Annotated in this window: 30 protein-coding genes; 7 read left to right on the forward strand and 23 right to left on the reverse strand. The window is 71.3% G+C overall.

Going from position 1 to position 25,405, the window contains the following annotated elements:
- Positions 1-41: 41 nt before the first annotated feature.
- The 21 genes from ACZ4Z1_RS09360 to ACZ4Z1_RS09460 form a co-directional block, all read right to left on the reverse strand.
- A complete protein-coding gene (locus ACZ4Z1_RS09360) occupies positions 42-233 on the reverse strand; it encodes a helix-turn-helix transcriptional regulator (RefSeq protein ID WP_468485979.1) in 192 nt (63 codons plus the stop codon).
- Positions 234-369: 136 nt separating this feature from the next.
- Positions 370-1,626, reverse strand: coding sequence for a DUF3631 domain-containing protein (locus ACZ4Z1_RS09365; RefSeq protein WP_468485980.1), 1,257 nt, complete (start codon positions 1,624-1,626; stop codon positions 370-372).
- 172 nt (positions 1,627-1,798) lie between these two features.
- The gene (locus ACZ4Z1_RS09370; protein WP_468485981.1) at positions 1,799-2,710 is read right to left on the reverse strand and encodes a bifunctional DNA primase/polymerase; all 912 of its coding nucleotides are present in this window, start codon (positions 2,708-2,710) and stop codon (positions 1,799-1,801) included.
- Positions 2,707-2,973 (reverse strand): hypothetical protein, encoded by a 267-nt coding sequence (locus tag ACZ4Z1_RS09375; RefSeq protein WP_468485982.1) that lies wholly within the window; start codon positions 2,971-2,973, stop codon positions 2,707-2,709. Before ACZ4Z1_RS09375 ends, ACZ4Z1_RS09370 begins: the two co-directional genes overlap by 4 nt.
- A gap of 89 nt (positions 2,974-3,062) precedes the next feature.
- On the reverse strand, positions 3,063-3,509 hold the full coding sequence (gene ssb, locus ACZ4Z1_RS09380; protein ID WP_468485983.1) for a single-stranded DNA-binding protein: 447 nt from the start codon (positions 3,507-3,509) through the stop codon (positions 3,063-3,065).
- Between the two features lie 19 nt (positions 3,510-3,528).
- On the reverse strand, positions 3,529-4,023 hold the full coding sequence (locus tag ACZ4Z1_RS09385) for a MazG-like family protein (RefSeq protein WP_468485984.1): 495 nt from the start codon (positions 4,021-4,023) through the stop codon (positions 3,529-3,531).
- 8 nt (positions 4,024-4,031) lie between these two features.
- Positions 4,032-4,508: a hypothetical protein gene (locus ACZ4Z1_RS09390; RefSeq protein ID WP_468485985.1), complete on the reverse strand. Its 477-nt coding sequence runs from the start codon at positions 4,506-4,508 to the stop codon at positions 4,032-4,034.
- Positions 4,509-4,538: 30 nt separating this feature from the next.
- The gene (locus tag ACZ4Z1_RS09395) at positions 4,539-4,733 is read right to left on the reverse strand and encodes a hypothetical protein (protein ID WP_468485986.1); all 195 of its coding nucleotides are present in this window, start codon (positions 4,731-4,733) and stop codon (positions 4,539-4,541) included.
- Between the two features lie 211 nt (positions 4,734-4,944).
- Positions 4,945-7,140 (reverse strand): P-loop NTPase family protein, encoded by a 2,196-nt coding sequence (locus ACZ4Z1_RS09400; protein ID WP_468485987.1) that lies wholly within the window; start codon positions 7,138-7,140, stop codon positions 4,945-4,947.
- On the reverse strand, positions 7,133-9,574 hold the full coding sequence (locus ACZ4Z1_RS09405; protein ID WP_468485988.1) for a hypothetical protein: 2,442 nt from the start codon (positions 9,572-9,574) through the stop codon (positions 7,133-7,135). The genes ACZ4Z1_RS09400 and ACZ4Z1_RS09405 overlap by 8 nt, the downstream gene beginning before the upstream one ends.
- 73 nt (positions 9,575-9,647) lie before the next feature.
- Positions 9,648-9,860, reverse strand: a complete 213-nt coding sequence (locus ACZ4Z1_RS09410) for a hypothetical protein (RefSeq protein WP_468485989.1) — start codon at positions 9,858-9,860, stop codon at positions 9,648-9,650.
- Positions 9,861-9,899: 39 nt separating this feature from the next.
- On the reverse strand, positions 9,900-10,205 hold the full coding sequence (locus ACZ4Z1_RS09415; protein ID WP_468485990.1) for a hypothetical protein: 306 nt from the start codon (positions 10,203-10,205) through the stop codon (positions 9,900-9,902).
- On the reverse strand, positions 10,193-10,423 hold the full coding sequence (locus tag ACZ4Z1_RS09420; protein ID WP_468485991.1) for a hypothetical protein: 231 nt from the start codon (positions 10,421-10,423) through the stop codon (positions 10,193-10,195). The genes ACZ4Z1_RS09415 and ACZ4Z1_RS09420 overlap by 13 nt, the downstream gene beginning before the upstream one ends.
- Positions 10,424-10,501: 78 nt before the next feature.
- Positions 10,502-10,831 carry a hypothetical protein gene (locus ACZ4Z1_RS09425; protein ID WP_468485992.1) on the reverse strand — a complete coding sequence of 110 codons (330 nt, stop codon included), beginning with the start codon at positions 10,829-10,831 and terminating at the stop codon, positions 10,502-10,504.
- A gap of 57 nt (positions 10,832-10,888) precedes the next feature.
- Entirely contained in the window at positions 10,889-11,224 is a 336-nt protein-coding gene (locus ACZ4Z1_RS09430; protein ID WP_468485993.1) for a hypothetical protein, read from the reverse strand.
- Positions 11,221-12,486 (reverse strand): DUF2637 domain-containing protein, encoded by a 1,266-nt coding sequence (locus ACZ4Z1_RS09435; RefSeq protein ID WP_468485994.1) that lies wholly within the window; start codon positions 12,484-12,486, stop codon positions 11,221-11,223. Before ACZ4Z1_RS09435 ends, ACZ4Z1_RS09430 begins: the two co-directional genes overlap by 4 nt.
- An 11-nt stretch (positions 12,487-12,497) precedes the next feature.
- The gene (locus ACZ4Z1_RS09440; protein ID WP_468485995.1) at positions 12,498-13,022 is read right to left on the reverse strand and encodes a hypothetical protein; all 525 of its coding nucleotides are present in this window, start codon (positions 13,020-13,022) and stop codon (positions 12,498-12,500) included.
- Positions 13,019-13,726, reverse strand: a complete 708-nt coding sequence (locus tag ACZ4Z1_RS09445) for a GGDEF domain-containing protein (RefSeq protein ID WP_468485996.1) — start codon at positions 13,724-13,726, stop codon at positions 13,019-13,021. The genes ACZ4Z1_RS09440 and ACZ4Z1_RS09445 overlap by 4 nt, the downstream gene beginning before the upstream one ends.
- On the reverse strand, positions 13,723-13,878 hold the full coding sequence (locus tag ACZ4Z1_RS09450) for a hypothetical protein (RefSeq protein WP_468485997.1): 156 nt from the start codon (positions 13,876-13,878) through the stop codon (positions 13,723-13,725). The genes ACZ4Z1_RS09445 and ACZ4Z1_RS09450 overlap by 4 nt, the downstream gene beginning before the upstream one ends.
- The gene (locus ACZ4Z1_RS09455) at positions 13,875-14,324 is read right to left on the reverse strand and encodes a DUF3307 domain-containing protein (protein WP_468485998.1); all 450 of its coding nucleotides are present in this window, start codon (positions 14,322-14,324) and stop codon (positions 13,875-13,877) included. The genes ACZ4Z1_RS09450 and ACZ4Z1_RS09455 overlap by 4 nt, the downstream gene beginning before the upstream one ends.
- Positions 14,324-14,581 (reverse strand): DUF6284 family protein, encoded by a 258-nt coding sequence (locus ACZ4Z1_RS09460; RefSeq protein ID WP_468485999.1) that lies wholly within the window; start codon positions 14,579-14,581, stop codon positions 14,324-14,326. Before ACZ4Z1_RS09460 ends, ACZ4Z1_RS09455 begins: the two co-directional genes overlap by 1 nt.
- A gap of 752 nt (positions 14,582-15,333) precedes the next feature.
- Between ACZ4Z1_RS09460 and ACZ4Z1_RS09465 the strand changes: the two genes are divergently transcribed.
- From ACZ4Z1_RS09465 to ACZ4Z1_RS09480, 4 genes are all read left to right on the forward strand, one after another.
- On the forward strand, positions 15,334-15,732 hold the full coding sequence (locus tag ACZ4Z1_RS09465) for a GntR family transcriptional regulator (protein WP_468486000.1): 399 nt from the start codon (positions 15,334-15,336) through the stop codon (positions 15,730-15,732).
- A gap of 249 nt (positions 15,733-15,981) precedes the next feature.
- Positions 15,982-17,196 carry a helix-turn-helix domain-containing protein gene (locus tag ACZ4Z1_RS09470; protein ID WP_468486001.1) on the forward strand — a complete coding sequence of 405 codons (1,215 nt, stop codon included), beginning with the start codon at positions 15,982-15,984 and terminating at the stop codon, positions 17,194-17,196.
- A 19-nt stretch (positions 17,197-17,215) separates the two neighbouring features.
- Complete coding sequence (locus ACZ4Z1_RS09475) at positions 17,216-17,701, forward strand: NUDIX domain-containing protein (RefSeq protein ID WP_468486002.1); 486 nt, start codon at positions 17,216-17,218, stop codon at positions 17,699-17,701.
- A gap of 789 nt (positions 17,702-18,490) precedes the next feature.
- Positions 18,491-20,419, forward strand: coding sequence for a D-alanyl-D-alanine carboxypeptidase family protein (locus tag ACZ4Z1_RS09480; RefSeq protein ID WP_468486003.1), 1,929 nt, complete (start codon positions 18,491-18,493; stop codon positions 20,417-20,419).
- 104 nt (positions 20,420-20,523) lie between these two features.
- On the opposite strand, the gene ACZ4Z1_RS09485 is transcribed toward ACZ4Z1_RS09480, so the two are convergent.
- Both ACZ4Z1_RS09485 and ACZ4Z1_RS09490 read right to left on the reverse strand, forming a co-directional pair.
- Entirely contained in the window at positions 20,524-21,162 is a 639-nt protein-coding gene (locus ACZ4Z1_RS09485) for a GNAT family N-acetyltransferase (protein WP_468486004.1), read from the reverse strand.
- A gap of 150 nt (positions 21,163-21,312) precedes the next feature.
- Positions 21,313-22,329 carry a bifunctional DNA primase/polymerase gene (locus ACZ4Z1_RS09490; protein WP_468486005.1) on the reverse strand — a complete coding sequence of 339 codons (1,017 nt, stop codon included), beginning with the start codon at positions 22,327-22,329 and terminating at the stop codon, positions 21,313-21,315.
- Between the two features lie 249 nt (positions 22,330-22,578).
- Between ACZ4Z1_RS09490 and ACZ4Z1_RS09495 the strand changes: the two genes are divergently transcribed.
- From ACZ4Z1_RS09495 to ACZ4Z1_RS09505, 3 genes are read left to right on the forward strand one after another with little or no spacing between them, the layout of a single operon-like run.
- Positions 22,579-23,706 carry a bifunctional MaoC family dehydratase N-terminal/OB-fold nucleic acid binding domain-containing protein gene (locus ACZ4Z1_RS09495; RefSeq protein WP_468486302.1) on the forward strand — a complete coding sequence of 376 codons (1,128 nt, stop codon included), beginning with the start codon at positions 22,579-22,581 and terminating at the stop codon, positions 23,704-23,706.
- Positions 23,703-24,161: a MaoC family dehydratase gene (locus ACZ4Z1_RS09500; RefSeq protein ID WP_468486006.1), complete on the forward strand. Its 459-nt coding sequence runs from the start codon at positions 23,703-23,705 to the stop codon at positions 24,159-24,161. Before ACZ4Z1_RS09495 ends, ACZ4Z1_RS09500 begins: the two co-directional genes overlap by 4 nt.
- Positions 24,158-25,324, forward strand: coding sequence for a lipid-transfer protein (locus tag ACZ4Z1_RS09505; RefSeq protein ID WP_468486007.1), 1,167 nt, complete (start codon positions 24,158-24,160; stop codon positions 25,322-25,324). The genes ACZ4Z1_RS09500 and ACZ4Z1_RS09505 overlap by 4 nt, the downstream gene beginning before the upstream one ends.
- The last annotated feature ends 81 nt before the right edge of the window (positions 25,325-25,405 follow it).

A 25,405-nucleotide genomic window follows, 5' to 3' on the forward strand; every position in this document is an offset into this window, starting at 1 on the left:
GAGCAGTGTTCGCGGGCCCCGATGGAACAGCGGGTGGAAGGTCAGGCGGCGGATTTTTGCTCGTGCTGCTGCCACCAAGCGTCCAGGTCGGCGCGGCGGACGCGGAGCTGGCCGTTGGGGAGCTTGATGAAGCGGGGAGCTTGGCCGCGGGCACGCATTCGGTAGTAGGCGGCGCGGCTCATGTCGATCTCTTCCAGAACTTCGTGGAGCTTGAGCATCTTCCGGTTGGACACGGTGTGCGACTCCTTCGGCGAGTGGGGCTGCTTCCCCCTTCTCTCTCGGGTCCGCTACGTCCGCTACATCCGCTACACCCCAGGTCAGGGCCATGATTTTTGTAGCGGATTGGCGAGGTGTAGCGGATAGGTCCCGCTACGCGGTGCGGGAGAGGACCGGCGGGGGCGTGGCGCTCGTATCCGCTACATGCTCCGTATCCGCTACATCGATCACGCTGTTCACCTGCGGTGTAGCGGATGTAGCGGATGTAGCGGACGTAGCGGACCCGGGGGAGGACGGGGGGCAGTACCGCATCCAGGCGTCGGCGAGATCCTCCGCGTAGTAGCCCCGAGGGGTGCCGGAGGAAGTGCGCATGGGCCGGGTCCGGATCGGCTCGTTGGCGCCGGTCACGTACTCCTTGAGCATCTTGGCCAGGCCGCGCGGGGTCAGATGCCGGCCGTCCAGGTCACCCCACGGCGAATCCTCCAGATTGTGGAGTGTGCGGAGGATGTCGGCGGTGGGCATCCGGTCGGCGCCGCAGAACACCTTGTCCCGCAGATCGGTCAGGAGCTGGACGCCCAGGGACGCCGGTTCGCCGTCCTTGGCCGCGGCGACCAGGTCCACACAGGCCGCGCGGGCCCGCTCCGGCCAGGTGCCGCCGGCGGCTTCGGCCACGGCCAGCAGCGGCTCCCACACGTCCGCGGGCCGGTCGGAGATGCCCTCTGGGAGCTCCGGCCAGGCGTCGGTCACCTGCGCGCGCACCTGGTCGGCCCATGCGGCGAGCCGGTCGCGCAGGGCGTGCCCTTCCCTGCCGTTGGTGCGCTGGCGGTAGGGCTCGATGTGCTCGTTGGGTGCCCGCTTGCGCATCCGGATGATGACGGACCGGGTCAGGATCGTGTCCGGCAGGGATCCGAGCCCGGCCATGGCGACGGCGCAGAACGACGGGAAGGGCACGGCGTTTTGGTTGGCGCCCTCCCCGACGCACCGCAGGGAACTCGCGCCGCGCCGGTAGCCGGAGTTCAGGAAGCCGCGAAGGTCTTCGTTGCCGCCGGCTTTGGGGCTGAAGATCGTGTCGATCTCATCGAAGAGGATGGTGGGGCGGCCCTCCTCGCCTGTCACCACGCGGAAGAGAGCGTTGGCGGAGGCGTTGACCGTGGCCAGCGGGCGCGGCACCAGGGCTTCCACGATCTCCAGGGCCCGGCTCTTGCCGCTGCCGGGCTCGGGGGAGAGGAACGCCAGGCGGGCGGTGTTGTCGCCGCAGTCCACGAGGTGGGCGTGAGCGTCCCACAGGGTCACGGCCACGTAGGCGGCTTCCCTGGGGAAGATGTTGAAGCGGCGGTGGAAGCGTTCGACTTCATCCAGGAGCGCCGCGCCGTCGATCGGGCGTGGTGCGTGCTGTGCGGGATCGTTCATGAGGCAGTCCTGTTCTCGGCGTCCGGCCGCAGAGCGGGGCGAAGAGCTGAATGGACGGCCTGACGGCCGCCGCCCTTCGGGCCGCGGGCAGCCGCCGGAGCCCGGAAGCAGCCAGCGGCGTACGGGCGGTCGGGGCTGGGAGGGAGGCTCTTAAGGGGGTGGGGGCGGGTGGTCATGCGGCTTTCCCGCCGTTGTGGCTGATCGACCAGTTCAGCGCACTGGTGACGGCGGGCCGGCACTCGCGTTCGGTCAGCCCGGCTGCCACTCCTGCCCCATTAAGAGCCTCCTCCACCACGGCGTGGGAAAGGTCGCCGGAGGCCACTAGGCGTCCCAGGGCCCGTGCGGCACGGACCAGGGTCCGGTTGCGGGTGCCTTCCGGGGCGTGACGAACGTTATCCGTCTCGTTGCGCAGCGCCGCCTGCGCGTACGCACTCGCCCGGCCCGGGGAGGGCAGGGTGACGGGGCCGCGGGCGCGGGGCGGGGGCGTGAGAGCAGTGAGCAGCCACGCGGGCAGGTCGGCCACGGGCGCATCGACCACGACGCGGTAGTCCCCGGCCGGGGTGGTGCTTCCGGCGGCGACCACGTAGCCGCCCCAGGCCCGGGTGTCGATGAGCGGCCCGAGCTTGCCGGCGGTGTTGTGCAGCCGTACGCCGCCCGGCGCGGCGAAGTACAGATGCTGTCCGCCGCAGGCGCTCCGCACCGTGTAGGTGGTCGGCCAGGGCTGACCGGCGCGCTCGCAGAGCGCCAGGAAGCAGTTCGCGCCGTCAGGCGCGTCCTTCTTGTCCTTGTCCTTCGGCATGTCCAGGTCCACCACGAGCAGCTCGGCCGGTCCGGTGGCCACGCCGACGTTGTACGGGGCGTGAGCCCAGCAGCGTTCGATGCGCTTCGGGTCGGTGGTGGCGCGCTGCTCCCATTTGCGGTGCCCGCCGGCGCATTCGCCGGTACGGGGACAGTGCTCTTTCCCGTGCAGTGCTGGCGTCTTCGCGCCGGGCCGCAGTGGGTGGACGTGCCAGCCGCGGTCGGCTGCGGCCAGCGCGGCGGCGAGCAGCGTCACCAGCGGGAGATCCATGGTCAGGGGTTTCATCGGTGACCGCCCTTCCAGCAGACGGGGCGGATATCGCGCCCGTGGGGGCGGGTGTGCCAGCCCAGGGTCTGACGCATACGGCGCACCTCGGTGACGGTGCGGGCCAGGCGTGCGGCCAGCAGCCGGGAGGCGGCCGGATCCTTCTCGCCGACCAGGACCGTGGAAAGGCCGGTGACGGCCTCCACGGCCAGATCCAGTGCACCGGACCCGGTGCACAGGCTGATGTTGCCGCCCTCCTGCGGACGGAGCGGGGGTTGGGCCATGCTGGAGTCTCCAGTTCTCTTCGGAGGAGCTGGTGAGGCCGGGGCGACCGCAGTTCTTTGGCGAGATGCGGCGGTCGCCCCGGGCGTCGTTAGAACGGCGGCTCGTCGCCCGGTGCCGCGGGGGTGTCCGCGGTGTTCCACTGGTCGCCGGACGGGGCGGTGCCGTTGGTGCGCTTGCCGTCGATGGTGACGGTGGTGAAGCGCAGGGACGCGCCGATTTCATCGACTTCGACGGCGAGCATGGAGCGGTTTTCGCCCTGCTCGGTCTGCCAGTTGTGCTGGCGGATGCGGCCGGAGAGCACCACGCGGGAGCCCTTGTTGAGGGATTCCGCGACGTGTTCGGCCAGGGTGCGCCAGGTGGCGCAGCGGAAGAAGGTGGAGGTGCCGTCCTTCCACTGGCTGGTTTCGCGGTCGAAGGTGCGAGGGGTGGAGGCGACGGTGAACTTGGCCAGGGCCTGGCCGCCGGTCGTGTACTTCAGTTCCGGGTCGGCGGTCAGGTTGCCGATGATGGTGACCGGGGTTTCTCCGAACGACATGAGTTTGCTCCTTCGCTGCTCAGGCGCGGGCAGGGGCGGCGGTGAAGGCGGCCAGCCGCTGGTGGCGGTGGGCGGCGGTGTCGGCGAGCAGGCGGGCGGGGTGGTCGCTGAAGTCGTGCAGGGCGACCATCGCGCTCAGGATCACGTCGCACAGTTCAGCGGCCACGTCGCCGGTGCTGTGGCTGGTGCCCTTGCGGGGATTCTGACCGCGTACGCCGATGTACGCCTGCGCGGCCTCCCCCGCCTCCTCGGTGACCTTCAGCAGGCGCAGGGCGGTTTCCTCCGGGCCGCGGCCGTTGCGGTCGTCCAGCCACGCCTTGACCGCGCGGATGTGCGCCCACGGTTCGGCCATGTCGGCGCTTCCGGGCTGGTGGTCGGCGGTGAGGTGGACGCGAGTGCGGCCGGGGTCGGCGGCGGGCGTCTTACGGAGGGAGTGGATGCTGAAGGCGGCGGGCAGCGCGTTGGCGATCTGCTCGGTCTCGGTGTTGTCGCAGATCAGATAGATCTCGAACACGGTTCTCCTCAGTGGGTGTTGATGGTGCCGTTGGCTCGGCCGAAGAGGCCGTTGGCGGTGATGTTCTGGGTGATGCGGGCGGGCGCCGTGCGGCGGCGGACGGCGCGCACGACGGAGCAGGCGGCGATGCCGCCGGCGGCGATGACGGCGACGGCGGCCCACAGGGCGTGGCTCACGGCGATGACTCCCGGTGCGGCGTAGGAGATGCCGACGCCGGCGGCGGCGACGCCGCATCCGGTGGTCGGCGCGAGCAGCGCAATGGTCTTGGCCCACACCGGAATCGGCTGCGCGGCACCCGCGGCCGGCCCGGCCGAGGCGGGTGGCGTGGCGGCGGGCTGGGTGTAGGCGAGGGTGCGGGCGCCGCCGGGCAGGGTGACCACCTCCACGCCGGGCGGGATCTCGGTGGCGGGCAGCGGCGGGTAGGCCAGGCGCGCTACGGGCTCGTACGGCGCGGGGGCGGTGGTGATCCGGTAGGGGTCGGGCACGGGTCCTCCTTGCGGGAGGTGCGGTGCCGGTCAGCCGGCCAGTTGCATGAGCGCGCCGGCGACGGTTTCGCACAGGTTGTGGATGGGCCGGTACGCGCCGGTGCCCGCGGCGAAGAAGCCGCACAGGAACACCACGATCGCGGCGCCGGGGCCGACGTGGCGGGCGCGCAGCAGCACGACGGTGAGGATGGCGAAGAGCACGGCGGCGGAGACGGTGAGGGCCATGAGGGCTCCTGTCCCGGTCGAAGACGGAGGCCGCGCGGCGGGCCGGACAGTCCCGGCCGGGAGCACGCGGCGGTTACGGTGCGTGCTTGTTGTCGCTTGTTGTCGCTTGTAGCGACAACAAGGAAAGAGAGGGTCACAGGCCCCTCAGGGGGTGGGGAGGGGGTGTGTGCTTGTTGTCGCTACAAGCGACAACAAGCACACACAGTGACCGTCAGGCGGAGGGGGGACGGTCGGAGACGTAGCTGCGGTGGACGTAGTACGTCTGCGTGCCGCTGCCCATCTGGAAAACCTCTGCGGCGGCGGCCCACAGGCGCAGCCACCCGGAGATGGTCGTGCGGTGGGTGCTGTAACCCATGGCCTTCAGGTCGGCTTCGATGCGGGAAGGGCCGGTGCCGTCCGGGCCCGCGTCCAGCACCAGCCGCATCGCCGCACCCTGCGCGGTCGGCTGAGGCTCCGCCGCTGCCGGCTTCGCCTGCTCCGGCGGCTCCGGCTGCTGTACCGGGGCCGGATCGCTCGTCGCCGGGGCGGGCGGCTCCTGGGGACTCTCCGGCGGCTTCGGTGGATCCTGCGGCCGGTCGGTGTTGTTGACCACCAGCCGCAGCCGCCCGTCCGGCGGAGAGCCCGGGGTGTCCGGCTGCTGCTCCGGTGCGGCGGGCGTGGCCGTGTCGCCGCGGCGGGGGAAGAGCCGGTTCCATTCCGGGCTGCCGGGCCGGATGCCCGCCCCCGGCCCGCCGGCCACCGCACCCGACGCCGGGGCCGGGCCGCCTTGCGGTGCGGCGGTGGGCAGGGGCACGACGGGCACGCCGGTGTAGGGCCGGGTGACCGCGTGCAGCCGCTCCCCCTCATACAGGCGCGGCAGGACCCGCGCCCACCGCGAGGGGTAGAAGCGGCCGTGCGGCACCTCGCTGGAGATCTTGTCCAGGACGGGGCGGCGCGCGCTGACGGCGATGGCGATGTGGTCCATGCGCTGCGGGGTGAGTTCGAACGCCTTGAACGGCCGCGGCTTGGTGTCGTTGTAGGCGTTGAAGCCGCAGCCGGGCCAGGGGGCGTCGCTGGGGTCCACCCTCTGGTAGCCGGAGAACAGATACGACAGCTCTTCCGGGTCGGTGACGAACATCCCCCAGCGCCACTTGGCGCGCTTCTTGACCGGCACCGGGATGGAGTCGGTGGTGGCCCGCAGCGAGGAGACCAGCGCCCGCACGCGCACCGCCCGGCCGGTGTTCATCACCGTTTCGATCATGCCTTTGATGTCGCGGGGCAGGTCGGCCGTCTCGTCCACCACGATGACGATGGCGGGGATGTCCGGGCGGGCGGGCAGCTTGGTGTCGTTGGCCTGGCGCATCACCTGCTGGTAGCGGCGCTTGCGCATCTCGATGATCTGGATGGCCATGGTCAGCATCGCGCGGGCCTCGTCCAGGGTGGGTGCGGTCCAGTCGATGACCGGGCGTTTATGGGTGCCGTCGATGGCCCACGAGGTCAGCCACGGCAGCGACAGGCCGGCGCCGGTGGTGTCGATGTGCCACACCAACGCGTCGGTTGTACGGATGAGTTGGGCGTTGATGCCGTTGAGGGTGTTGGTCTTGCCCGACCCGGTGTCGCCGATGCCCAGCCCGCACTGGAAGGCCAGCGAGCCCTTCGCGTACGTGCCGTCCTTGTGCAGCCCGATGGCGAACTCGTCATCGATGCTGGTCGGCGACAGGTCGGCGGGGAACGGGATGTTCTGCTCGATGACGTTGACGGTGGCGACGCGGATGATGGCGGTGCCCTTGCGGCGCCCGCCGGCCACCTCCGCCCCGCACCCCTCCGGCAGCCGCAGATCCGAGCCCAGCGCCTCTTCGAAGCGCTTGAGCTGACCCCAGGTGGCGCCGCCGGGCAGCTCCACCTCCACGGTGTAGCCGGTGCGGGCCGCCCACGGCTGGATCGCCACAATGCGGCACTCCTCCAGCTTGGCGATGCGGGCCAGGCGCTGCTTCCACTGCTCGCCCCACGCGTCGTGCCGCTCCTGGCGCGCGGCTTCCTGCGCGTCCCAGGCGGCCTTGCGGCGCCGCAGCTTCTCCGCACCCTCATGGCGCCCGACGGCGTTCCAGGTCAGGCGGCCGAAGGCGGCGCCGCCGGCGAGCGCGGCCAGGCACGTCCAGGACCAGGGCGGGCCGCCCGCGGCGGCCCACCACGACCACGCGCCCGCCCCGGCCCACAGGCCGGCGCGGTAGGTGAGGGTGGCAGGCAGGTGCCCGCGGCGGGCCCCGTCCAGCACGCTGCCCAGCGCCCCGGCCGCCGCGATCCCCGCATCCCACAGCGGATCGACGCCGCTCACGTAGGTCAGGGAGGAGGCGGCGAGCGCAGAGGTGATGGCGGTCGCCGCTCCGGTGTTCAGGGTGTGGCGTCCCTGCCAGTCCAGCTCAGGCACGCTGCCCTCCGTCCCGCGGGGTGTTCCACATCTGCTCGTTGGTGCGCGGGTTCTCGTTGTGGTCGATTTCCTCGGAGTGCAGCCGCCGGAACGCCGGCTGGAGTTCCATGGCGGCGCTGACGGCCTTGCGCAGCCCGTGCACCACATCGGCGACCATCTCGGCAATGCACGGATCGACCGGGTAGCACTCGGCGGAGCGGGTGGCCAGGTAGGTCACGGCCTGCGCCAGGTGCTCCAGCCCGACCGGCACCCCCTCGTACTCGACGCCGACGACCAGGGCGGGGCTGACGTGCGCATCGGCGTGCGCCTCCGGCGACCACTGCTCGTAGACGCCGCTGACCTCCTCGGCGGCGGTGGCCAGCACGGACGGTTTGGCCCACAGGGCCCCGTCGCCGTCGATGCCGCCGACGTTCCACCAGTGCTCGTTCACCCGGGGGTTCTCCAGGCGCATGATGTCCAGGTTATGGACCTGGCGGAAGGTCGGTTCGAGGTCATCGGCGTAGGCGGCGGTGGCCTCCAGCACATGGGCGACCTGTGCCACGCCGTCGGCCATGGCCGGGTCCATCGGGTAGTAGGCGGCGGAGTTCTCCGCCAGCGCCATGACCGCGCCGTTGATGTTGCGGATGGCGTCGGGCAGGCCCTTGTACTCGGCGGCCACGGCCGCCATCGCGGGCGGATCGTAGGCCGCGTAGGTGTTGGCGACCTCTTCGGCGGAGGTGGCGAAGACACTCACGTGCCCACCCCTTTCAACTGTGGATTCGGTGACCGCCGGGGCGTCGGTGCCGGCGCCGGGGTCGTCGCAGACGTGGCCCACGTGCGCACGGTCGCCGGTGATCGGCGCGGCCATGTCGGAGAGCTGGTCGTGCAGGCGGCGCCGGGAGGCGTCCGCCAGGCCCTTCCAGACCTTGCGGAAGACCCGGCCCGGCCAGGTCATGCCGCGGTTGCTGAAGCGGAAGCGCCTGTTGAGCACGGCGGGGATGTTGGAGGCGGCGCCAACGAACAGCGCGGCGGGCATCACCGCGAGCGCCGCCACCGTCGCGAAGAACACGGCGGCGGCCAGCCGCAGCAGATGCCGCAGCTTCGCCAGATTGCGGCGCCGCCAAAGGTGCGCGGCCTGCCAGGCCCGCGTCAGCTTGGCCTTGGCCCACGCCCCGGCCCGGCCGCGCCACTGCCGCAGCCGATCGCGCAGACGCTGACCCCAGTGCCGCAGCCAGGCCCCGGCCCGCTGCCGGGCGCGATCCAGGCGGCCCTGGGCAGCCTTGAGCGTCTGCCAGCCCGCCCCGCGCCAGCGGTCGCTGCCCGCCGTACGGTTCTTGCGGCCCGGCGCGGACCAGCGATCGGCCAAGCCGGAGGCCAGTCCAGAGCCCAGACCGCCGCCGCGGTGCCTACCCCTGCCGGACGCGCCGGAGCCGTGGCGCCCGGCGCCCCGGCCACCGAAGAGGCCCCCGACGCCGCGGCGCCCGCGACCCGTGCCCAGCCCAGAAGCCCAGCCCCCGCCGCCGGCACCAGCTCCGGAGCCGGAACGGCCCCTGCGGCCAGCGCCTTTGTCCAGGCTGAGCGGCGCCGTACCGGAGGAGCGGTGACCGGCCGCGGTCTCGAAGCGGCCTGACCGGCCCTTCCCGCGCCCACCCGAACCGGCGGTCCCCGTGCCGAAGTTCACGCCGGAGGTGCCGCGGCCGGTGCCGCGCCGCCCCCACAGGCCACTTGCCAGGCCTCCGGCTGCCCCGCCGGAGCCCGTACGGCTCCCGCCACGCGTGCGCCCGCCGGCATGGTCGGCGGCAGACTTCCTGCGGCCGAAGAAGCCGCGCCCTCCGCCATCGCCCGCACCGGAGCGGCCACCTGCTGACCGGCGGCCGGGCCCGCCACCGGCTGCTCCGCCACCACCGGCGGAACGCCGGGTACCCGCGGGCCCGCCGCGGCTGCCCCTGCTGCTCCCCCCGCCGACGAAACCGGTGCCGGACCGGGCCCGGCCCCCACCGCGGCGGGAAGCGCCGCCGGAAGCGCCCGCACCACTGGTACGGCCGGCGCGGGTGGTGGTGGCCGCTTCCGCCCGCCGCTGTTCGGCGGTGCGGGCGGAGCGCACCGTGGCCAGGCCCAGTGCGCCGACACCGGCCGCGGCCACGGCGCCCGCCGCGATGGCGGCGACCGGGCCTGCGGCTTGGAGGGTGCTGCACACGCCGACGGTGGACAGATTGATGGCGTTGGCCAGCAGCGGAACGGCCGGCAGGGCCGCGGGCTGCGGCCCGACCTCTTCCTCGTCCTCTTCCCCGGTGTCGTCCTCGCCCGGGGCCGGGGCCGGGGCGGGTTCGGGGTCCGGGCCGGGGGCGGGCAGGTCCGGCGTCGGCGGCGGTTCGGGGTCGGGCGCGGGCGGATTCGGCCCCGCGGGGGTGGAGATTTCTTCGACCGGTTCGGCCGGCGTGATGATTTCCGGCATGCTGAGAGAGCTCCTCTCGAAGGGGTAGGACGCCCCCGGCCAGGCCCTGAGAAAGCGGGCCGGGGGCGACCGTTTAGCTGTGGTCGGCGTCGCGCAGGTACGCAGCCAGCGCGACCTTGGCCGACGCCACCGCGGCGTACGCGGTCATCGCCGCGAAATCCCCGGTGTCTTCGCAACTCACGGCCTGGCGCAGGTACTCATCGGCTTCGAGCACCAGGTCATCGGGCGCGGTGCGGATCTGCCGCAGCGACGGCCGCGGGGTGAAGATCTGTTTCAGTACGGACATCGGGTGCCCTTCCTCACGGACCGGAGCCGGCGGGCCCGGTCAGAAGCGGTGCGGGTGGGCGGCGGCGATCTCCTGCCAGCGCCGGTTTTCCACCGCGTCCACGTGGCGGACCTGCACCATGAAGGAGCAGCCCTCCTTGCGGCAGCGGTGCACGCTGGTGGAGCTGGCTTCGGCGATGCGCAGCACCACCGTGAAGGCGGTGAGAAACAGGCCGCAGGCGCACGAGACGAGCAGCGGCAGCGGCACCCCGTAGGAGGCCAGCCGCACACCGCTGACCACGGCGAACACCGTCCCGGCGGCGACCGCGACAGGCAGGGTCAGGCGCTGGCGCTTCACGCGTTGCACGGACCCTCCAGAGCTTGCAGGTCGTTGCGGTCGAGGCTGAAGAAGGTCACGTTGCAGTGGGCCAGCTCCGGCCTGTCGTGCATGACCTTGGCGTAGATGCGGTTGAAGGCTTCTTCCCGCGTGCAGCCGGGCCGCGGGGTGAACGTGCCGGTCTGCGTGGCCATGGCGTAGCCAGGGCTTTCAACCGTCAGGATGAAGAAGTGGGTTCCAGCGCTCACAGGTGCTCCGTTCGCTCACGGGGCGGGCTGTCCGGCCCCCGACGGCCCCGGCATGGCATCCGGGACCGCGGGGAGCCGTCAGGCGGCTGCCGCGAGGAGAGGCATGTAAGCGGTGAGCTGCACGGGCACGCCCTCGTACGTGGCGTAGGCGCGCAGGCAATGGCACCTGCTCAGTTCGCTGTACTCGATGCCGGCGGGGTCGATGTCCAGGGCGTCGCGCCAGGCTTCGAAGTCCCCTGCACTGGTGTGCAGATCGATGTGGATGCCCTCTTCGATGCCGTCGGGCCCGCACACCGTGCCCACGGTGAAGCTGGTACTGGGCAAGGCGGTGAACCGTTCGGCCAGGACCGCCAGCGCACGGATGGCGCGGGCCTGCGCGGCCACGGTCAGGGCAGGGTGGTCCGTCACGGTGGTACTCCCATCAGACTAAAAAGTTCGAGGTCAGGCGGCGCACTGACCGCCGGGTCACAGATCGAACAGGCCGCCCTGCATGCCGCCCACGGGGTCGGCGGTGCGGCGGGTGCGCTTGCGGGCGGCGGTCAGGCAGGCCGGACACCACGCCTTCAAGTGCGCCGCGGGCAGGGCGGCCGCCTGCCGCTCGGAGGCGGCCGGGTCGGCGGGTGCGGCCATCAGCCGCACCCGGCCGCCAGCCTTGCCGGCGTAGCCGCCGTGCTCGCGCGGACAGCGGCCCCCGGTCTTGGTGTGACCCTGGCCGCACTGGCCGGTGCACTGGCAGCGCCAGCAGGCCGTCGTCATCACCGCGCGGAACAGGTCCGCGCACGCGATCGGGTCGGCGGTCATGCCACCTCCTGCTGTGCGTGATCCGCCCGCTGGCGCTCGGCGTGCGCTGCGGACGGCTGTTGCGCGCCCTTCAGGTCGCGGTAGCGGGCGGAGACCCAGCCCACCGACCAGCCGGTGCGCTCAGCCGTCTCGCGGACGGTCAGCCCGTGGGCCAGGCTCTGCCGGACAGCTTCGAGCGCTTGGTCCTCGGAGAGCTTGTCCGTGTTCACGGGCTTCGGTCCGGTGTTCACGGCGCTGTTCACGGCCGGCGTGACCGCGGCTGGTGCCGCCGCCTGAACAGCGGCGGCCGGGTGTTCACGGGCTGCCCCTGTGGTTCGGTCCGCCGTGTTCACAGGTGCCGGAGTAGCCGTGTTCACGGCCTCTGCCGCGGTGTTCATGGTGATCTCTGCGGCCTGTTCACCGGCCGCCTGCGAGCGCTCCTGTACGAGGCGTTCCCGCTCCTGGCGTTCACGCTGTTCACGCTCGATGCGGGCCTGTTCACGGCGCCGGTCCTCCCGTTCCCGCTGCTCACGGGCCAGGCGCTCCGCGCGTTCCTCCTCGCGGATGCGGGCCGCTTCCTCGCGGGCGGCTTCGGCCCGCCGCTCCTGGCTGGCCAGGCGATCCCGCTCCAACGCGGCGGCGTGTTCACGAGCCTCGCGCTGCTCGGCGGCCTCGTGTTCACGGCGTTCACGCTCCAGCCGCGCCGCCTGTTCACGCTCCTCTCGTGCCAGGCGTTCCCGGCGCTCGCGTTCACGCTCCCGCTCCTCGCGCGCCAGGCGTTCACGCTCCTGGCGCGCGGCCTGTTCACGCTCCTGACGCTCGCGCTGTTCACGTTCGATGCGCACCAGCGCCGCGGCGATCGCGCGCCGGTAGGCCAGCGCCGCTTCGGCGTTCACGATCAGCAGCAGCGGTGCCGGGATGTGCACACCGACACCGACCAGATCGCCGCGCAGGGCGGCGTCGCCGACGTTGAGCACGAGCGTCATCAGCCCGGTCAGCCAGCGCAGCAGAAACGGCCACACGGACCGGCGCGGGCTGGCGCCGTCGCGGGCGGCCTGCGCGTGCAGGCGGGCCAGGGCCGCATCCAGGCGTACGACGATGACCACGGCCGAATCCACCACCAGCGGCAGGATCGGCGCGGTCCACACCCAGCCGGGCGCGGTATGGCCGGCCATCAGCGGGGTGACGGTCAAGACGCTGTAGACGATCGCGCCGACGGTGATGGTCCACGACCCGATCGTCAGCGTCCGGTCCGCCGCCTCGACATCGGCCGTACTGGTCATCTTCGACGGCCTCATGCCGCCCCCGCCACACGCTCCGGCGTCGGCTCCGGCACAACGGGCACCGCCTGCGTACGCCATGCCACCTCGGCGGCCGGCCGATCGGATAAGGGGCCCCAACCGCTCAACGGCGCCCCGCAGGCGTCCGCGTGCTTCTCGGCGGCTTCCCGGCTGGCATGCAGGCTGTGCGGCTCTCCGTACCTGCGCAGCAACACCAGCCACGATGGCGCCGTACCGACGGCGGCGAGCTGCCGTTCCAGTTCACCGATGCGGTCCTGCTGGCGGGCCATGGCCAGCAGGGCCGCGGTGAACGCCTGTCGCATCTGCACGGCCTGCCGACGCGCCTCCTCAGCCTGCACCATCGCCGTGTGAGCGACGCCAACAAGATCCTTGCGCTCCTCGATCAGCTCTCGGCTGGCGGCCAGCCGGGCGGCCCACTGCCCGGCCACTTCCTCACGGGCCTGTCGGGCCTCCTCGGAGGCGTCTTCGACTTCGGCGTGCAGCGCGGTCAGGCGGGCTGCCGTAACGATACGGATCATGATGTGGTGGTCCCTTCCAGGGCGGTGCCGCGCCGGCCGTGCCGGCGGCCGTTGACCGTGCGGTGAGCCGGGGCCGGACCGGCGGCGGCGAGCCAGCCGCCGCCGCTGCGCTTGGCCTCATACATGGCCTCATCCGCCAGCCGCAGCGCCAGCGGCAGCGACACGGCGGGCAGGTCAGCGGTCAGGCAGGCGCCGATCGAGACGCCGACCGTCAGGCACCGGCCGCGGTGGGCGAACGGGGCAGTGATTGCGTCGTGCAGGCCGCGCAAAAGCCACGGCAGCGCCACGGCCACCGGCAGCGGCACCACAGCGGCGAACTCGTCACCGCCCAACCGGCCCGCCGTCGCGCCTGGGTGCGGCTCCAGGGCGTCGGTCAGGCTCGCGCCGGTCGCCCGGATCGCCGCATCGCCTGCATCGTGGCCGAACTGGTCGTTGAGCCGCTTTAGCCCGTCCAGGTCGATCAGCAGGACAGCGCACGGTCCGGCCTTCAGGACGTGCGGGGCGCACTGCTCGAACCCGGCCCGCGTCAGCAGACCCGTGAGCGGGTCGTGGCGGGCCTGATCAAGCTCCGCGGACAGCCGCCGAATCACCTGCGACTGGTAGCGGCCGGCCTGTACCGCGCTCGTGGCGAAGGCCAGCAGCCAGGACACATCCGGGTCGTGCTGCGCGCGCTCCCGGAACCTCTCCAGAGCCGAGACCGTCACGACACACCCCCCATCACGCCGGTGCGGGTGTAGTCGAGCGCGCCGTCGGCGACCTGGTGCCGCTGCTCGGCGAGCTGCCCGGCGCGGTAGGCGCGCGGGTGCAGGCGCCGCCACAGGCGGTGGCGCAGCGTGGCGTGCGGTCGGCGCGTCATGCGGCACCTCCCGCGATGAGCAGGGCGGCCGGGAACAGGCCGAAGACCAGGTGCATGGACTGATCGACCAGCGGCATCCCGCCGCGCTGTACGAAGTCGGCGGAGCCGGTGCGGCACATCCAGGCCCGTACCGGCCACCTGCGGTCGATCAGCGAGTGTGTGAGGTGAATCCACAGCACGGCGGCCGTCACGCTCCACAGCGGCAGCGACAGGCCGACCACGGCGGCCAGGAGTCCCAGCGCCAGCAGTTCGGCGATGCTGTGCGTCGCGGCGTGCAGCTGGTTGGCGCCCCATCCGGCGTGCCGGACGGTCTTGCCGTCGGCCCCCTGCTCCGTCCAGCCGGCCTTGCGGGCCGACATCCGGTCGCCTTGAGCCAGGTAGTCGGCGGCGTGGTGCGCGGTGAACAGGGCGATGTAGGCCGCGGCGAATTCGGCGGCGGCAGCCATCAGGCCACCTCCGGTACGGGCTCGCTCTGGTTGGCCAGGGACAGGCGGGCGGCGAGCAGCTTGCGGCGGGCGCGTCGGATGCGGCGGGCGGCCACCTCCGTCAGCGGGGTGTCCAGCGCCGCGATCCGGGCATCCAGCAGCTCAACCTCCGCCACGAGCACCGGCATCTCGGCGTCGATGGCGGCCAGGTCGGCGGCGGTCGGCTCCTGGGCCGCCAGGTCCGCGGCCATGGCGTGGTCAGGGGTGGGAATCTTCATGCGGGCGTACCTCTCGAAGGAAACGGCAGGCCCCGGCCAGGCCCTGAGAAAGCGGACCGGGGCGGACACCGGTTGTGTGCAGGCCGTTCATCAGCACGAGCAACCGCGGCACCCCGCCGCCCGGCAGCGCCTGTACGGCGACCGGACGGAGGGGACCGTGAGCACTGGTGCTCAACCGCGCGGAAACGTGTGGTGCGCGGGGGTGACGCGGTGGGCATAGCCAGCGCCGTGCCGGTCCAGCCCGGGCGGCGCCCAAAGCGGTCGTCGCATCGAAAACCTCCTGCTCGGAGGGGCGTTGGAGCAGGCTTTGCCGGAGCGCCGTTGCCACAGCACTCCGGACCCGAGCCTGAGTCGGTGCGTCATCGTTGCTGCTCTGACGCCAGCAGGGCGGCGCGCATCAGGAGTCCTTAAGCGCCTCAGGGGCTGACCTCCAGAAATGGAGGGATGATCCCCATCGGTCACCCAGAGCTGACACGCAGGACAGGACAGGTTCGCCTGCCACGAAGTGGCCGCCGGGCGGCCGTCACCCGGGCCGTTGCGGGGACGGGGACTCACACCCCGTCGAATGTAACTCTGTTGAGTTCTCAAGGAAGGCCCGCTCTCTTTGGACCCGTCTCGCGGGGCCCTCCGGGCGGAGTTCGTGCAGGTCAAACGCATTGTTCTTCGGCTTCGGCCACCTCGTTCGAGGTGCTTTCGCCGACAGCTACTGTTCTAGCACGACTGGTACAAGCAGTACAAGGGGTTGTGTTGGCATGGCTGGTTGGACCGATGAACTGGCGGTTAGCATCGAAGCCATGACGCCCACTTCCGGCGACGCCCGCCGCGTGAACGAGCAGATCGCCGACGCCCTTCAGGAGGACATCGAGTCAGGGAGGTTCGAGGTCGGAGAGAAGCTGCCAGCAGTGCGAAAGCTCGCTGAGCGATTTGACGTTGCTGCTGGAACCGTGACCAAGGCGCTTCAGCTATTGGTTCAACGGGGCTTGATCCGTGCGGAGTCCACACGCGGGTACTTCGTGAACAACCGGAGGGGAAGCCAGGAGGAGCAGCCCAGCCCAGAGTTCCTGGCGATCATGCGGGAGGTCGAGGTGATCCGTGCTCACGTGGCTCGCCTCGATGGGCGTCTTCGGCAACTGGAGGACCAGCGTGAGTAGGGCTGACGGGGGTAGCCAGCCGTTGGACGCGATGGGTCAATCCTTCGACATCGGCAGCCAGCTGAGCCAGATCTTCCAGCAGTTGCCGACGCTCGTGGTCCTTCAAGAACACGGCTGTGCCCCCTAGTTGCCAGTTCTGGGTGTCTCACTTCGGACGCCTATGAAGCTATGGCGGCGCGCCAGCTCGAACCCGGAAAATCCTTCCGGGGTCTCTTGGCGAACCGAGGTGAGGGTTGAGTCATGCGAGGAATGACGCAGCAACTGACGATCGGCGAGCGCGTGGCTTGGTACCGCCGCCGCCGCGGCCTGTCCCAAGAAGTGCTGGCCGGCCTAGTCGGGCGTACCGCTGACTGGCTCGGCAAAGCAGAGAACAACCGCATCGAACTCGACCGCCTATCGGTGATCAGGTCCCTGGCTCACGCGCTTGATGTGTCCATTGGCGACCTCATCGGAGAGCCGACACTCCTGGAGTGGTCGCGCGACAGCGGTCGCCACACTGTCCCCGCGCTTCGCGAAGCGCTCATGGACTACCGGCTTCTCACGCCTCTCATTGGTACACCGACGGGGGGCGAACCGCCGACGCTGGCAGCTCTGCGGTCCGACGTACGCGAAGTGTGGGACGCCTACCAAGGCTCCCGGTTTGGTTTCGCTGCTCGCCAGCTCCCGCTCCTGCTAGCTGACGCTCTGCTGACTGCGAGGTATCAGTCAGGGCCAGGGCGCGAAGAAGCACATGAACTACTAGCCCTTACGTACCAAGGCGCTGCCATGGTGCTCGGAAAATTGGGGGAAACTGAACTCGCTTGGATCGCAGCGGACCGCGGGCTCGCCGCAGCCCAGCAGAGCGGGAACAAGGTGATCGCGGGCTCCCTGTTCCGATCGGTGACGCACTGCCTGTTGTCGAATGGCCGCTTTGAGACGGCGGTCCAACTGGTCGATGACGCCGCCGGATTCCTGGAACCGGGACTCTCTGATCCGTCTCCTGCGTATCTATCCGTGTATGGAACCCTGTTTCTCACCGGAACGATGGCGGCAGCTCGCGCAGAGGACCGCTCTACCGTTGAGGCGTTCCTGCGTGAGGCAGGAGAAGCCGCGGCGCGACTCGGATCAGACGGAAACCACATGTGGACTGCCTTTGGCCCAACGAACGTAGCTATCCATCGCGTAGCTGCCGCCGGCGAACTGGGAGACGTGCAAGTTGCCGCGGACCTAGGCCCACGGATCGACACCAGCGGACTTCCAGTAGAACGACGCGTTCGACATGACCTGGAAGTAGCGCGAGCCCTCAGCGCTTGGAACCGAACCGACGAGGCCGTTGCCATGTTGCTCGCGGCGGAGCGGCTCGCCCCTGAGCAGGTGCGGCACCACTACATGAGTCGAGAGCTGGTCCTAGGCTGGGTCCGTGGCACCCGCGGGCGGCCGACAGTACCGGTCAGGGAGCTAGCTGACAGGCTTCACGTCCTGTGATCTGGTTAGGCTCAGTCGTGTGAGCGAAAACGAACACGAGACGAAGATGGCGCGCCCGCGGATGGCCTCGGGCGCGTTGTTCTTCGATTCCCAGGGTCGCGTCATGCTCCTCGATACGACGTACAAGGATTACAAGGAGATTCCCGGGGGTTATGTAGAGACCGGTGAGTCACCCCTCCAGGCATGTGTGCGCGAGGTCGAAGAAGAGCTAGGGATCTCGCCCGCCATCGGCCGACTTCTTGTTATGGACTGGGCTCCCGGAGCGAAGGAGGGGGACAAAGTCCTCTACGTTTTCGATGGCGGCACACTGCCACCCGAAACTGAGTCGCAGATCGTCTTGCAACCGGAAGAGCTGAGCGACTACGGGTACTACCCGGTTGACCGCATCGCAGACCTCACGATTCCTCGTTTGGCCCGGCGCATCAGGGCGGCAGCCAAGGCGCGGGAAGAGGGCACATTCCGCTATTTGGAGCACGGCCAAGAACCAGAACAGTCGACAATCTGAACGTGCTCTGCCGCCTTCCTTGGACAGTGCGTACCAGGAGCGCCGTTCGCTCCTGCGTCCACGCCTGCCCGGTGTGTTGAACGGGCCCACGGCGAAGAGGACGATGGCAACACGACCGTTGAGCGGAAAGGCTCGGTGCCATGGGAGTCATAGATCCAAAGTGGATCCCAGCCTTGCGGGAGGACGGTCGGTACACACGGCTGCTCAACCTGACTCAGCGACTCGCAGAGCAGCGGGAGCGGGAGCGGACAGTGCCGAGATGCGGTAGCTGCCAGGGCGGTCAGGTCATTGTCCAAGGTTCGGACGGCAACCAGCACACGGTGCAGTGCGACAGGTGTGACGGCACCGGCGAGGTACCGGAGTACGCCGACAACGAGGACAACGGCCAGGCCGGAGGGAACGGGTAGCGCGGTCGGCGCCGCACAGAAGGTGCCGGGCCATCGTGACCGTTCCAGCTCATGTTTGCCCCGCCTGTGGGCCATGCGCGGGCCAAGGAGGCGCGATGGTGGCAATCTTTCGGGGTCCGCCCAGGTCAGCGCGGGTTTGTCGATGCACGGCGGAACGCTCTTGAAAACTGTCGTGAGGTAACCCCTCACCGTGGGTTCAAATCCCACAGCCTCCGCAGCTCCCAGTGTGAGCACAGCGCCCCCGACCAGGGATTCCGGTCGGGGGCGCTGCGCGTTGTGGTGCGGGCGCCATGCTTCGTACGGCTGGTCGGGTTCGTCGGGAACCGGTGGATTGTCGTTTCCCTCTTGATCTCCGGAGCTGGATCGAGACGAGGAGACACCGGTGGCGGGCGCGACCCCTGACACGACGAAGAAGCGGGACGAGGAGCCGAAGGGGACGCCGTCGGGTGAGGGGGATACGGGGGTGGCGGCCGCGGCAGCGGCGGCAGGGTTAGAGGGGAAGGATGCGCCCTCCGGTGAGGCCGATCGCGAGGGCGAGGGGGACGTCGGGGCGAGACCGGCGGCTGCGGAAGGGCCGGGGGCGGACGCGGCGCTCGAATCCGCAGTCACAGCCGAGTCCGTACGCGAGAGCTCGGACGCGGAGGCTGAGGAGAAGGCTGACGCGGAAGCCGACGTGAAGGCCGACGCGGAAGCCGACGTGAAGGCCGACGTCGAAGCCGACGTGAGGGCCCGCGCGAAGGTCGGCTCAGGTGCTGTAGCGGAAGACGTCACCCACGTCGCCCCGGCGGACGAGGGTGCGAAGAAACCCGCCGCGGCAACCTCTGCCGCGGAACGGGCCACCGCCCAGGCACAGCCGTCCACCACCGCCCCCACAAAGCCCGCCCCCACAAAGCCCGTCCACACCCCAGCGCCGACTCCCGCTGCAACCCCGACCCCGACCCCAGCCCCAGCCCCCACCCCAACCCCCCTCCCCGCCTCCAAGCGGACCAAGCAGCAGCCGTTGCCTTCGGTGTCGCCGGTGGAGTTGTCGGCGGAGGTGACCAGCACTCCGCCGCCGCCCGGGACGCCGCTGCGGACGGTGGCTCGCCGGGTCAGGATCTGGGCTCCGCTGGTGGTTCTGCTGCTGGTCGTCCTTGTCGTCGTTCAGCAGGTCCGGCCGTTGCCCGACCCGGAGCTGGCGTTGGGGGAGAAGGCGTCGTACACCTTCGCGGGCGGCGCGTTCCGGATGCCGTGGCCGGGGGAGGGGCAGGCGGCCGTGCGGGTGGTCGGAGTGGGGGACGTGGGGGTGTACGGGCCGCGGAAGCCCGTGCCGACGGCGAGTGTCGCGAAGGTGATGACGGCGTATCTGGTCCTGAAGGATCACCCGTTGAAGGCCGGTGAGCAGGGGCCGAGGATCACGGTGGACGCGCAGGCCGCCAAGGAGGCGGAGGCCAAGGACGAGTCGCGGGTCGACGTGCGGGAGGGGCAGTCGTTCAGCGAGTTCCAGATGTTGCAGATGGTGCTCATACCGTCCGGCAACAACATTGCGCGGCAGCTCGCGCGTTGGGACGCGGGGAGCGAGGCCGCCTTCGTCGGCAAGATGAATGCCGAGGCCAAGGCCCTGGGGATGACGGACACCACGTACACCGACCCCAGCGGTTTCGCGGCGAGTACGAAGAGCACGGCGGTCGATCAGCTGAAGCTGGCCGAGGCCGTCATGCGGAACGATGTCGTCCGCAAGATTGTCGCGATGCCGAACGCCGAGGTCCCCGGCCTCCGTGAGCGGCTGGAGAACAACAACAGCCGGTTGCTGATCAAGGGAACCGGGGTGCTGGGCGTGAAGACCGGGTCCAGCAGCCCGGCCGGTGGCGCGCTGATGTGGGCGGCCCGGCGGACGGTGGACGGCACGCCGCGGACCATCGTCGGCGTGACGATGGACCAGCACTTCAAGGGGCTGGACCCCAACGCGGAGAACAGCCTGAACCTCGTGCTCGACCGGAGCTACACCATGATCCGGGCGGTGCAGGACGCCCTGACGTCGGCCACCGTGGTCGAGAAGGGGGACGTGGTCGGTCACGTCGACGACGGTCTCGGCGGGCGGACGCCGGTGGTCGCCACCGAGAGCCTGACGGCCGTCGGGTGGCCCGGAATGAAGGCGCAGTTCTCGGTCGATGCCGGTGATCGTTCCGCCGTACCGCATGAGGGGAAGGCCGGTACCGTCGTCGGCCGGCTGAGTGCGGGCAGCGGTGCGGGCCGGGCGACGGTTCCGGTCGCGTTGCAGAAGGACATGGCCGGGCCGTCGTTCGGGGCCCGGCTCACGCGGATGGGCTGAGTGAGGCCGCCGAGGCCACTGGACGCAGCGAGGTCGGCGAGGTCTACGAGTTCAGCGAGGCCGTCGAGGTCGGTGGTGCCGCCCCTGACGGAAGCGGGACCGCTTCAGGGGCGGTAGACGCACGCTGCCAAGGTCGCGTGCGCCTTCCAGCCGAGGGTTTCGTAGAGGGCGCGGCCGGCGTCGGTGGCTCCGAGGAGGCCGAGGGTGGCGCCGTCGGCCACGGCGTGCCGGGCGAGGGTCTGCATGACGTGGCGGCCGAGGCCGCGGCGGCGGTGGGCCGGTTCGGTGGTGACCCGGTCGACGATCGCGGCCTCGCCGAGGACGGACATCTGACCTTGGGCGGCGCTCTCGCCCGTCGTGGCGTGGACGCGTACGTACGTGACGCCGTCGCGGGTCTCGACGGTGGTGGTGCAGCCGGCGGGCGGTGCCGGTTCCGGGGCGGTGGCCTGGAGGTCGGTGGCCATCAGGTGACCGGTGTCCTCCAGATCCACCACCCAGCCGGGCGAGAGCCAGGGGGCCACGGCGTCGGGTTCCGCCGGGATCTTCAGCCAGGTGTGGGGGACGGTGACCGAGGCGGCGGCCGCGCGTATGGACGGTCCGTCGGGGGCGGGCAGGACGTGGCGGCCCATGTGGCCGGGCTCGCCCACCTCGATGTACAGGCCCCAGGGCCGCTCGGCCGGCCGGGGGGTGCCGCGTGAGACCGCCCAGCCGGCTGCCCAAGTCCTGACGTACTCCGGAAGCATCGCGCCCTCCCATGGTGTCGGTGGGGTGCAGTCGGCATCGGTAAGTGGCCAACTGCGGTCTGGGAGCTTACTTCCGTGGTGAGTGGGGTGGCATCTGCTTTTTGTGAGGGTGCCGGGGCGGGCGAGGCGGGTGAGGGACGACGGACCGGATCAGTGGCGGGCGGCCGAGGCGATGGTGGCGCGGGCCTCGCGTTCGCTGAGGCCGGTGTGGAGGGCGGCGGTGGTCAGGGCGGTGGCCATCTCCTGGCCCAGGCCGGACTCGTAGGCGCGGCAGGCGGCCCAGAAGAGGCGGGCGTTGCGCTGGCCGTCCGGGGAGGTGCGGACGAAACGCAGCAGGGCGGGGGCCGGGTGCGGGTGCGGCGGAGGGGACGGCAGGGCCGACGGGTGGTGGAGGGAGTGGGGGTCGGGACGGGGCGGCGTTTGGGGCGGGAGGAGGGCGACCAGAGCGGCCGGGGCCGGCGCTGGGGTGCGCGGGGTGCAGGGGGCGAGGTGGTACTCGCCGCGGGAGGTGCGGGAGCCCGGCCCGACCAGGTAGCCGCCGGTGCCCCGGATGTCGATGCCCGGGGCCAGCCGGCCCGCGGAATTGGGGACGGGCGGGGCGGACGGGCCGGAGAAGTAGAGGTGGCGGCCGCCGCTCGGGGTGTGGACCGTGACGGTGGGCGGGAGCGCGAAGTGGTGTCCGGCGGCGAGCAGGCGCAGGGCGGTGAGGCCGTCGGCGCCGTGCTTGGTGTCCAGGTCGATGCCGATGAGGTGGTGCGGGGGGACGCCGCAGGCGATGCCGTACGCGGTGGCCCAGGGCGCGGCCCCGAAGAGGCGGCGAACGGCGAGCGGGTCCGAGGTCGCGTCGTGGATGCCGTGCCCGGGGCGGCCGCAGGCGCCGCGGCAGGGGGTGGGGGACCGGTCGGCGTGGTGGGGGGAGCGTACGGCGGGGAGTTTGGCGCGGGTGAGCGGGATGACGGAGTAGCCGCGGCCGGCCGCGACGAGGGCGTGGGTGAGGGCGGTGGCGTGGTCGTCGCGGCGGTGGGCGGGGTGGGCGACCCGGAGGGCGGCCCGCCCGTCGGAACGGCTGTCGGACTGCTCGTCGGCCCGTCCTTCGAAACAGCTGTCGGCCCGTCCGTCGGGGTGGGCGGGATGGCTTCCGGTGGCGGTGACGTGGGGAGAGGCCATGGATCTATTTTCGTATGCGCGTTCGATTCAGGGAAGGGGTGCGGGAGGCTCCGGCCGGGAAAGGCCGGAAAAGGTGCGGAAGCGATTGCCGCAGGTCGGGGATGCGAACGGAGCCTGCGCGCTGTTGCCGCCTCTTGACTCCGAAGGGTTCCTGACGGACAGTCAGGAAATCTCCGTTCGTTTCCGTGGCAGCCGGAGTGCCGGAGTGGGGGCGAAAACGTGGCCAGGAACGTGGCCGTGGACGGGCCGGTGGACGGGACCTCACGCGCGGCCGCGTCCGCCGCCGACGAGCTGTACGTACGGCTGAAGGCCTTCGAAGGCCAGGCCGCCGTCACGGCCGGCGAGGGCAAGGATCCCGTCAACGAGCCGATGATCCGGCACTGGTGCGAAGCCATGGGCGACACCGGCCCCGCGTACCAGGGCCCCGGCGCCATCGCGCCGCCCACCATGCTCCAGGCGTGGACGATGGGCGGCCTCTCCGGACACCCGGGCCGCTCGACGGCGCACGAGGCGCTCTTCGCCCTGCTGGACGAGGCCGGCTGCACCGCCGTCGTGGCGACCGACTGCGAGCAGGAGTACCTGCGTCCGCTCCGCCCCGGCGACCGCGTCACCTTCGACTCCGTCATCGAGTCGGTCTCCCCGCGCAAGACGACGAAGCTGGGCGCCGGGTACTTCGTCACGACACGGATGGACGTACGGGCGAACGGCGAACCGGCCGGTACGCACCGCTTCCGGGTCCTCAAGTACGCGCCCGCCGCAAGCCGGGAGCCCGGAATCCGCCGCCCGAATCCGCCCGAGAGGGGCCGCCCGGACCCACCCGAGAAGGGCCGCCCGGCCCCGCCCGGGAAAGACCGCCCGGCCCCGCCCGGTCCCAGCGCCCGGTCACACCGCCCCCGCCCCGTGATCAACCGCGACAACGCCGGCTTCTGGGACGGAGTCGCCCGCCACCGGCTGCTCATCCAGCGCTGCACGGACTGCGCGACGCTCCGTTTCCCCTGGCTCCCGGGGTGCAACAGCTGCGGCGGCGAGGGCTGGGACACCGTGGAGGCCGCCGGTTCCGGCACGGTCTTCTCGTACGTCGTGATGCACCACCCGCCCTTCCCGGCCTTCGACCCGCCCTACGCGGTCGGGCTGGTCGAACTGGCGGAAGGTGTACGGATGGTGGCCGACGTGGTCGGGGTCCCGCCGGAGGAGATGCGCATTGGTATGCCCGTACGACTGGAGTTCCGGACCGTGGACGAGGACCTCGTACTACCCGTCTTCAACGCCGACCGCGGCGACGACGGCGGCCACGTAGGTGACGGCGGCCACGAAGGCGGCAGTGACGGCGGCAGTGACAGCGTCGGCGACGGCTATGGCGACGGGCCCCAGGCATGAGACCAGGCGACGAACTCCCCCCGCTGACCGTCCCCGTCACGCGCACCCTCATCGTCGCGGGAGCCATCGCCTCCCGCGACTACCAGGACGTGCACCACGACGCCGAAGCGGCCAGGGCCAAGGGCTCCCCCGACATCTTCATGAACATCCTGACCACGAACGGCCTCGTGGGCCGCTACCTCACCGACTTCTTCGGCCCCCGCGCCGTGCTCCGCAAGGTTGCGATCCGCCTCGGTGCGCCCAACTACCCCGGGGATGTACTGGAGTTACGCGGTACGGTCCTCGCCTTGGACGGTGACACGGCGGACGTACGGGTCGTCGGCACCAACCGCCTCGGCCACCACGTCACCGGCACGGTGACCGTAACCGTCCCCGCCCCGCAACCCACGCCCTCGGAAGCCACACCCCCGAGAGTCACCTCCCCTGATGACGCGCCCCCGGAGCCCACCCCATGAGCCTCCACCGCGCGGACACCCTCGGCGGCCGGGCCGCCATAGCCGGGATCGGCGCCACCGAGTTCTCCAAGGACTCCGGCCGCAGCGAGCTTAAGCTGGCCGTCGAGGCCGTACGGGCCGCTCTGGACGACGCCGGGCTCGGCCCCGGGGACGTCGACGGTATGGTCACCTTCACGATGGACACCAGCCCCGAGATCACCGTCGCCCAGGCGGCCGGGATCGGCGAGCTGTCCTTCTTCTCCCGTGTCCACTACGGCGGCGGCGCGGCCTGTGCGACGGTCCAGCAAGCGGCCCTCGCGGTCGCCGCCGGACTCGCCGAAGCCGTGGTCTGCTACCGGGCGTTCAACGAGCGCTCGGGCCGCCGTTTCGGCGCCGGTGTGCAGCGCCGCGAACCGTCCGCCGAGGGCGCGGCGCTCGGCTGGAACCTGCCCGCCGGGCTGCTGACGCCCGCCTCCTGGGTCGCCATGGCGGCTCAGCGGTACCTGTACGCGTACGGGCTCACCCCGGAGGCGTTCGGTCAGGTCGCGGTCGTCGGCCGGCGGCACGCCGCGCGCAACCCCGCCGCGTACTTCCACGGCAAGCCGATCACCCTCGCCGACCACGCCGCGTCCCGCTGGATCGTCGAGCCGCTGCGGCTGCTCGACTGCTGCCAGGAGACGGACGGCGGCCAGGCCCTCGTCGTCACCTCGCTCGAACGCGCCCGCGACCTGCGGCGGCCGCCCGCGGTGATCCGGGCCGCCGCACAGGGCGCGGGCCGCGCCCAGGAGCAGATGACCAGCTACTACCGTGACGGCCTGACCGGTCTGCCGGAGTCGGCCGTCGTGGCCCGGCAGCTCTGGCGGACCAGCGGACTGCGCCCGGCGGACATCGACGTCGGCATCCTCTACGACCACTTCACGCCGTTCGTGCTGATGCAGCTGGAGGAGTTCGGCTTCTGCGCGCCGGGCGAGGCGGCGGACTTCGTCGCCGCGGACAGGCTGCCGCTCAACACGCACGGCGGGCAGCTGGGCGAGGCGTACCTGCACGGCATGAACGGGATCGCGGAGGCCGTACGGCAGCTCCGCGGAACCTCCGTCAACCAGGTGCCTGGCGCCACCGGTGTCCTGGTCACCGCCGGTACGGGCGTACCGACCTCCGGACTGCTGCTCGGAGCCGACCACTGAGCACAGCCCGACCAGCCCGACCAGCCCCACCGGTCCTCCTTCAAACCCCGGCACTCCTTCGAACATCACTCCGAAAAAGCA

The sequence above is a fragment of the Streptomyces sp. NPDC030165 genome, from assembly GCF_055573595.1.

What these genes read in the sequence shown, in the direction of transcription:
- ACZ4Z1_RS09465 (WP_468486000.1), top strand. Translation starts at nt 15,334, where the DNA reads ATGGCTGGTTGGACCGATGAACTGGCGGTTAGCATCGAAGCCATGACG.
- ACZ4Z1_RS09485 (WP_468486004.1), bottom strand. Translation starts at nt 21,162, where the DNA reads ATGCTTCCGGAGTACGTCAGGACTTGGGCAGCCGGCTGGGCGGTCTCA.
- ACZ4Z1_RS09505 (WP_468486007.1), top strand. Translation starts at nt 24,158, where the DNA reads ATGAGCCTCCACCGCGCGGACACCCTCGGCGGCCGGGCCGCCATAGCC.
- ACZ4Z1_RS09410 (WP_468485989.1), bottom strand. Translation starts at nt 9,860, where the DNA reads ATGTCCGTACTGAAACAGATCTTCACCCCGCGGCCGTCGCTGCGGCAG.
- ACZ4Z1_RS09490 (WP_468486005.1), bottom strand. Translation starts at nt 22,329, where the DNA reads ATGGCCTCTCCCCACGTCACCGCCACCGGAAGCCATCCCGCCCACCCC.
- ACZ4Z1_RS09435 (WP_468485994.1), bottom strand. Translation starts at nt 12,486, where the DNA reads ATGACCAGTACGGCCGATGTCGAGGCGGCGGACCGGACGCTGACGATC.
- ACZ4Z1_RS09405 (WP_468485988.1), bottom strand. Translation starts at nt 9,574, where the DNA reads ATGCCGGAAATCATCACGCCGGCCGAACCGGTCGAAGAAATCTCCACC.
- ssb (WP_468485983.1), bottom strand. Translation starts at nt 3,509, where the DNA reads ATGTCGTTCGGAGAAACCCCGGTCACCATCATCGGCAACCTGACCGCC.
- ACZ4Z1_RS09395 (WP_468485986.1), bottom strand. Translation starts at nt 4,733, where the DNA reads ATGGCCCTCACCGTCTCCGCCGCCGTGCTCTTCGCCATCCTCACCGTC.
- ACZ4Z1_RS09450 (WP_468485997.1), bottom strand. Translation starts at nt 13,878, where the DNA reads ATGACGCGCCGACCGCACGCCACGCTGCGCCACCGCCTGTGGCGGCGC.
- ACZ4Z1_RS09365 (WP_468485980.1), bottom strand. Translation starts at nt 1,626, where the DNA reads ATGAACGATCCCGCACAGCACGCACCACGCCCGATCGACGGCGCGGCG.
- ACZ4Z1_RS09370 (WP_468485981.1), bottom strand. Translation starts at nt 2,710, where the DNA reads ATGAAACCCCTGACCATGGATCTCCCGCTGGTGACGCTGCTCGCCGCC.
- ACZ4Z1_RS09460 (WP_468485999.1), bottom strand. Translation starts at nt 14,581, where the DNA reads ATGAAGATTCCCACCCCTGACCACGCCATGGCCGCGGACCTGGCGGCC.
- ACZ4Z1_RS09430 (WP_468485993.1), bottom strand. Translation starts at nt 11,224, where the DNA reads ATGACCGCCGACCCGATCGCGTGCGCGGACCTGTTCCGCGCGGTGATG.
- ACZ4Z1_RS09455 (WP_468485998.1), bottom strand. Translation starts at nt 14,324, where the DNA reads ATGGCTGCCGCCGCCGAATTCGCCGCGGCCTACATCGCCCTGTTCACC.
- ACZ4Z1_RS09440 (WP_468485995.1), bottom strand. Translation starts at nt 13,022, where the DNA reads ATGATCCGTATCGTTACGGCAGCCCGCCTGACCGCGCTGCACGCCGAA.
- ACZ4Z1_RS09470 (WP_468486001.1), top strand. Translation starts at nt 15,982, where the DNA reads ATGACGCAGCAACTGACGATCGGCGAGCGCGTGGCTTGGTACCGCCGC.
- ACZ4Z1_RS09375 (WP_468485982.1), bottom strand. Translation starts at nt 2,973, where the DNA reads ATGGCCCAACCCCCGCTCCGTCCGCAGGAGGGCGGCAACATCAGCCTG.
- ACZ4Z1_RS09500 (WP_468486006.1), top strand. Translation starts at nt 23,703, where the DNA reads ATGAGACCAGGCGACGAACTCCCCCCGCTGACCGTCCCCGTCACGCGC.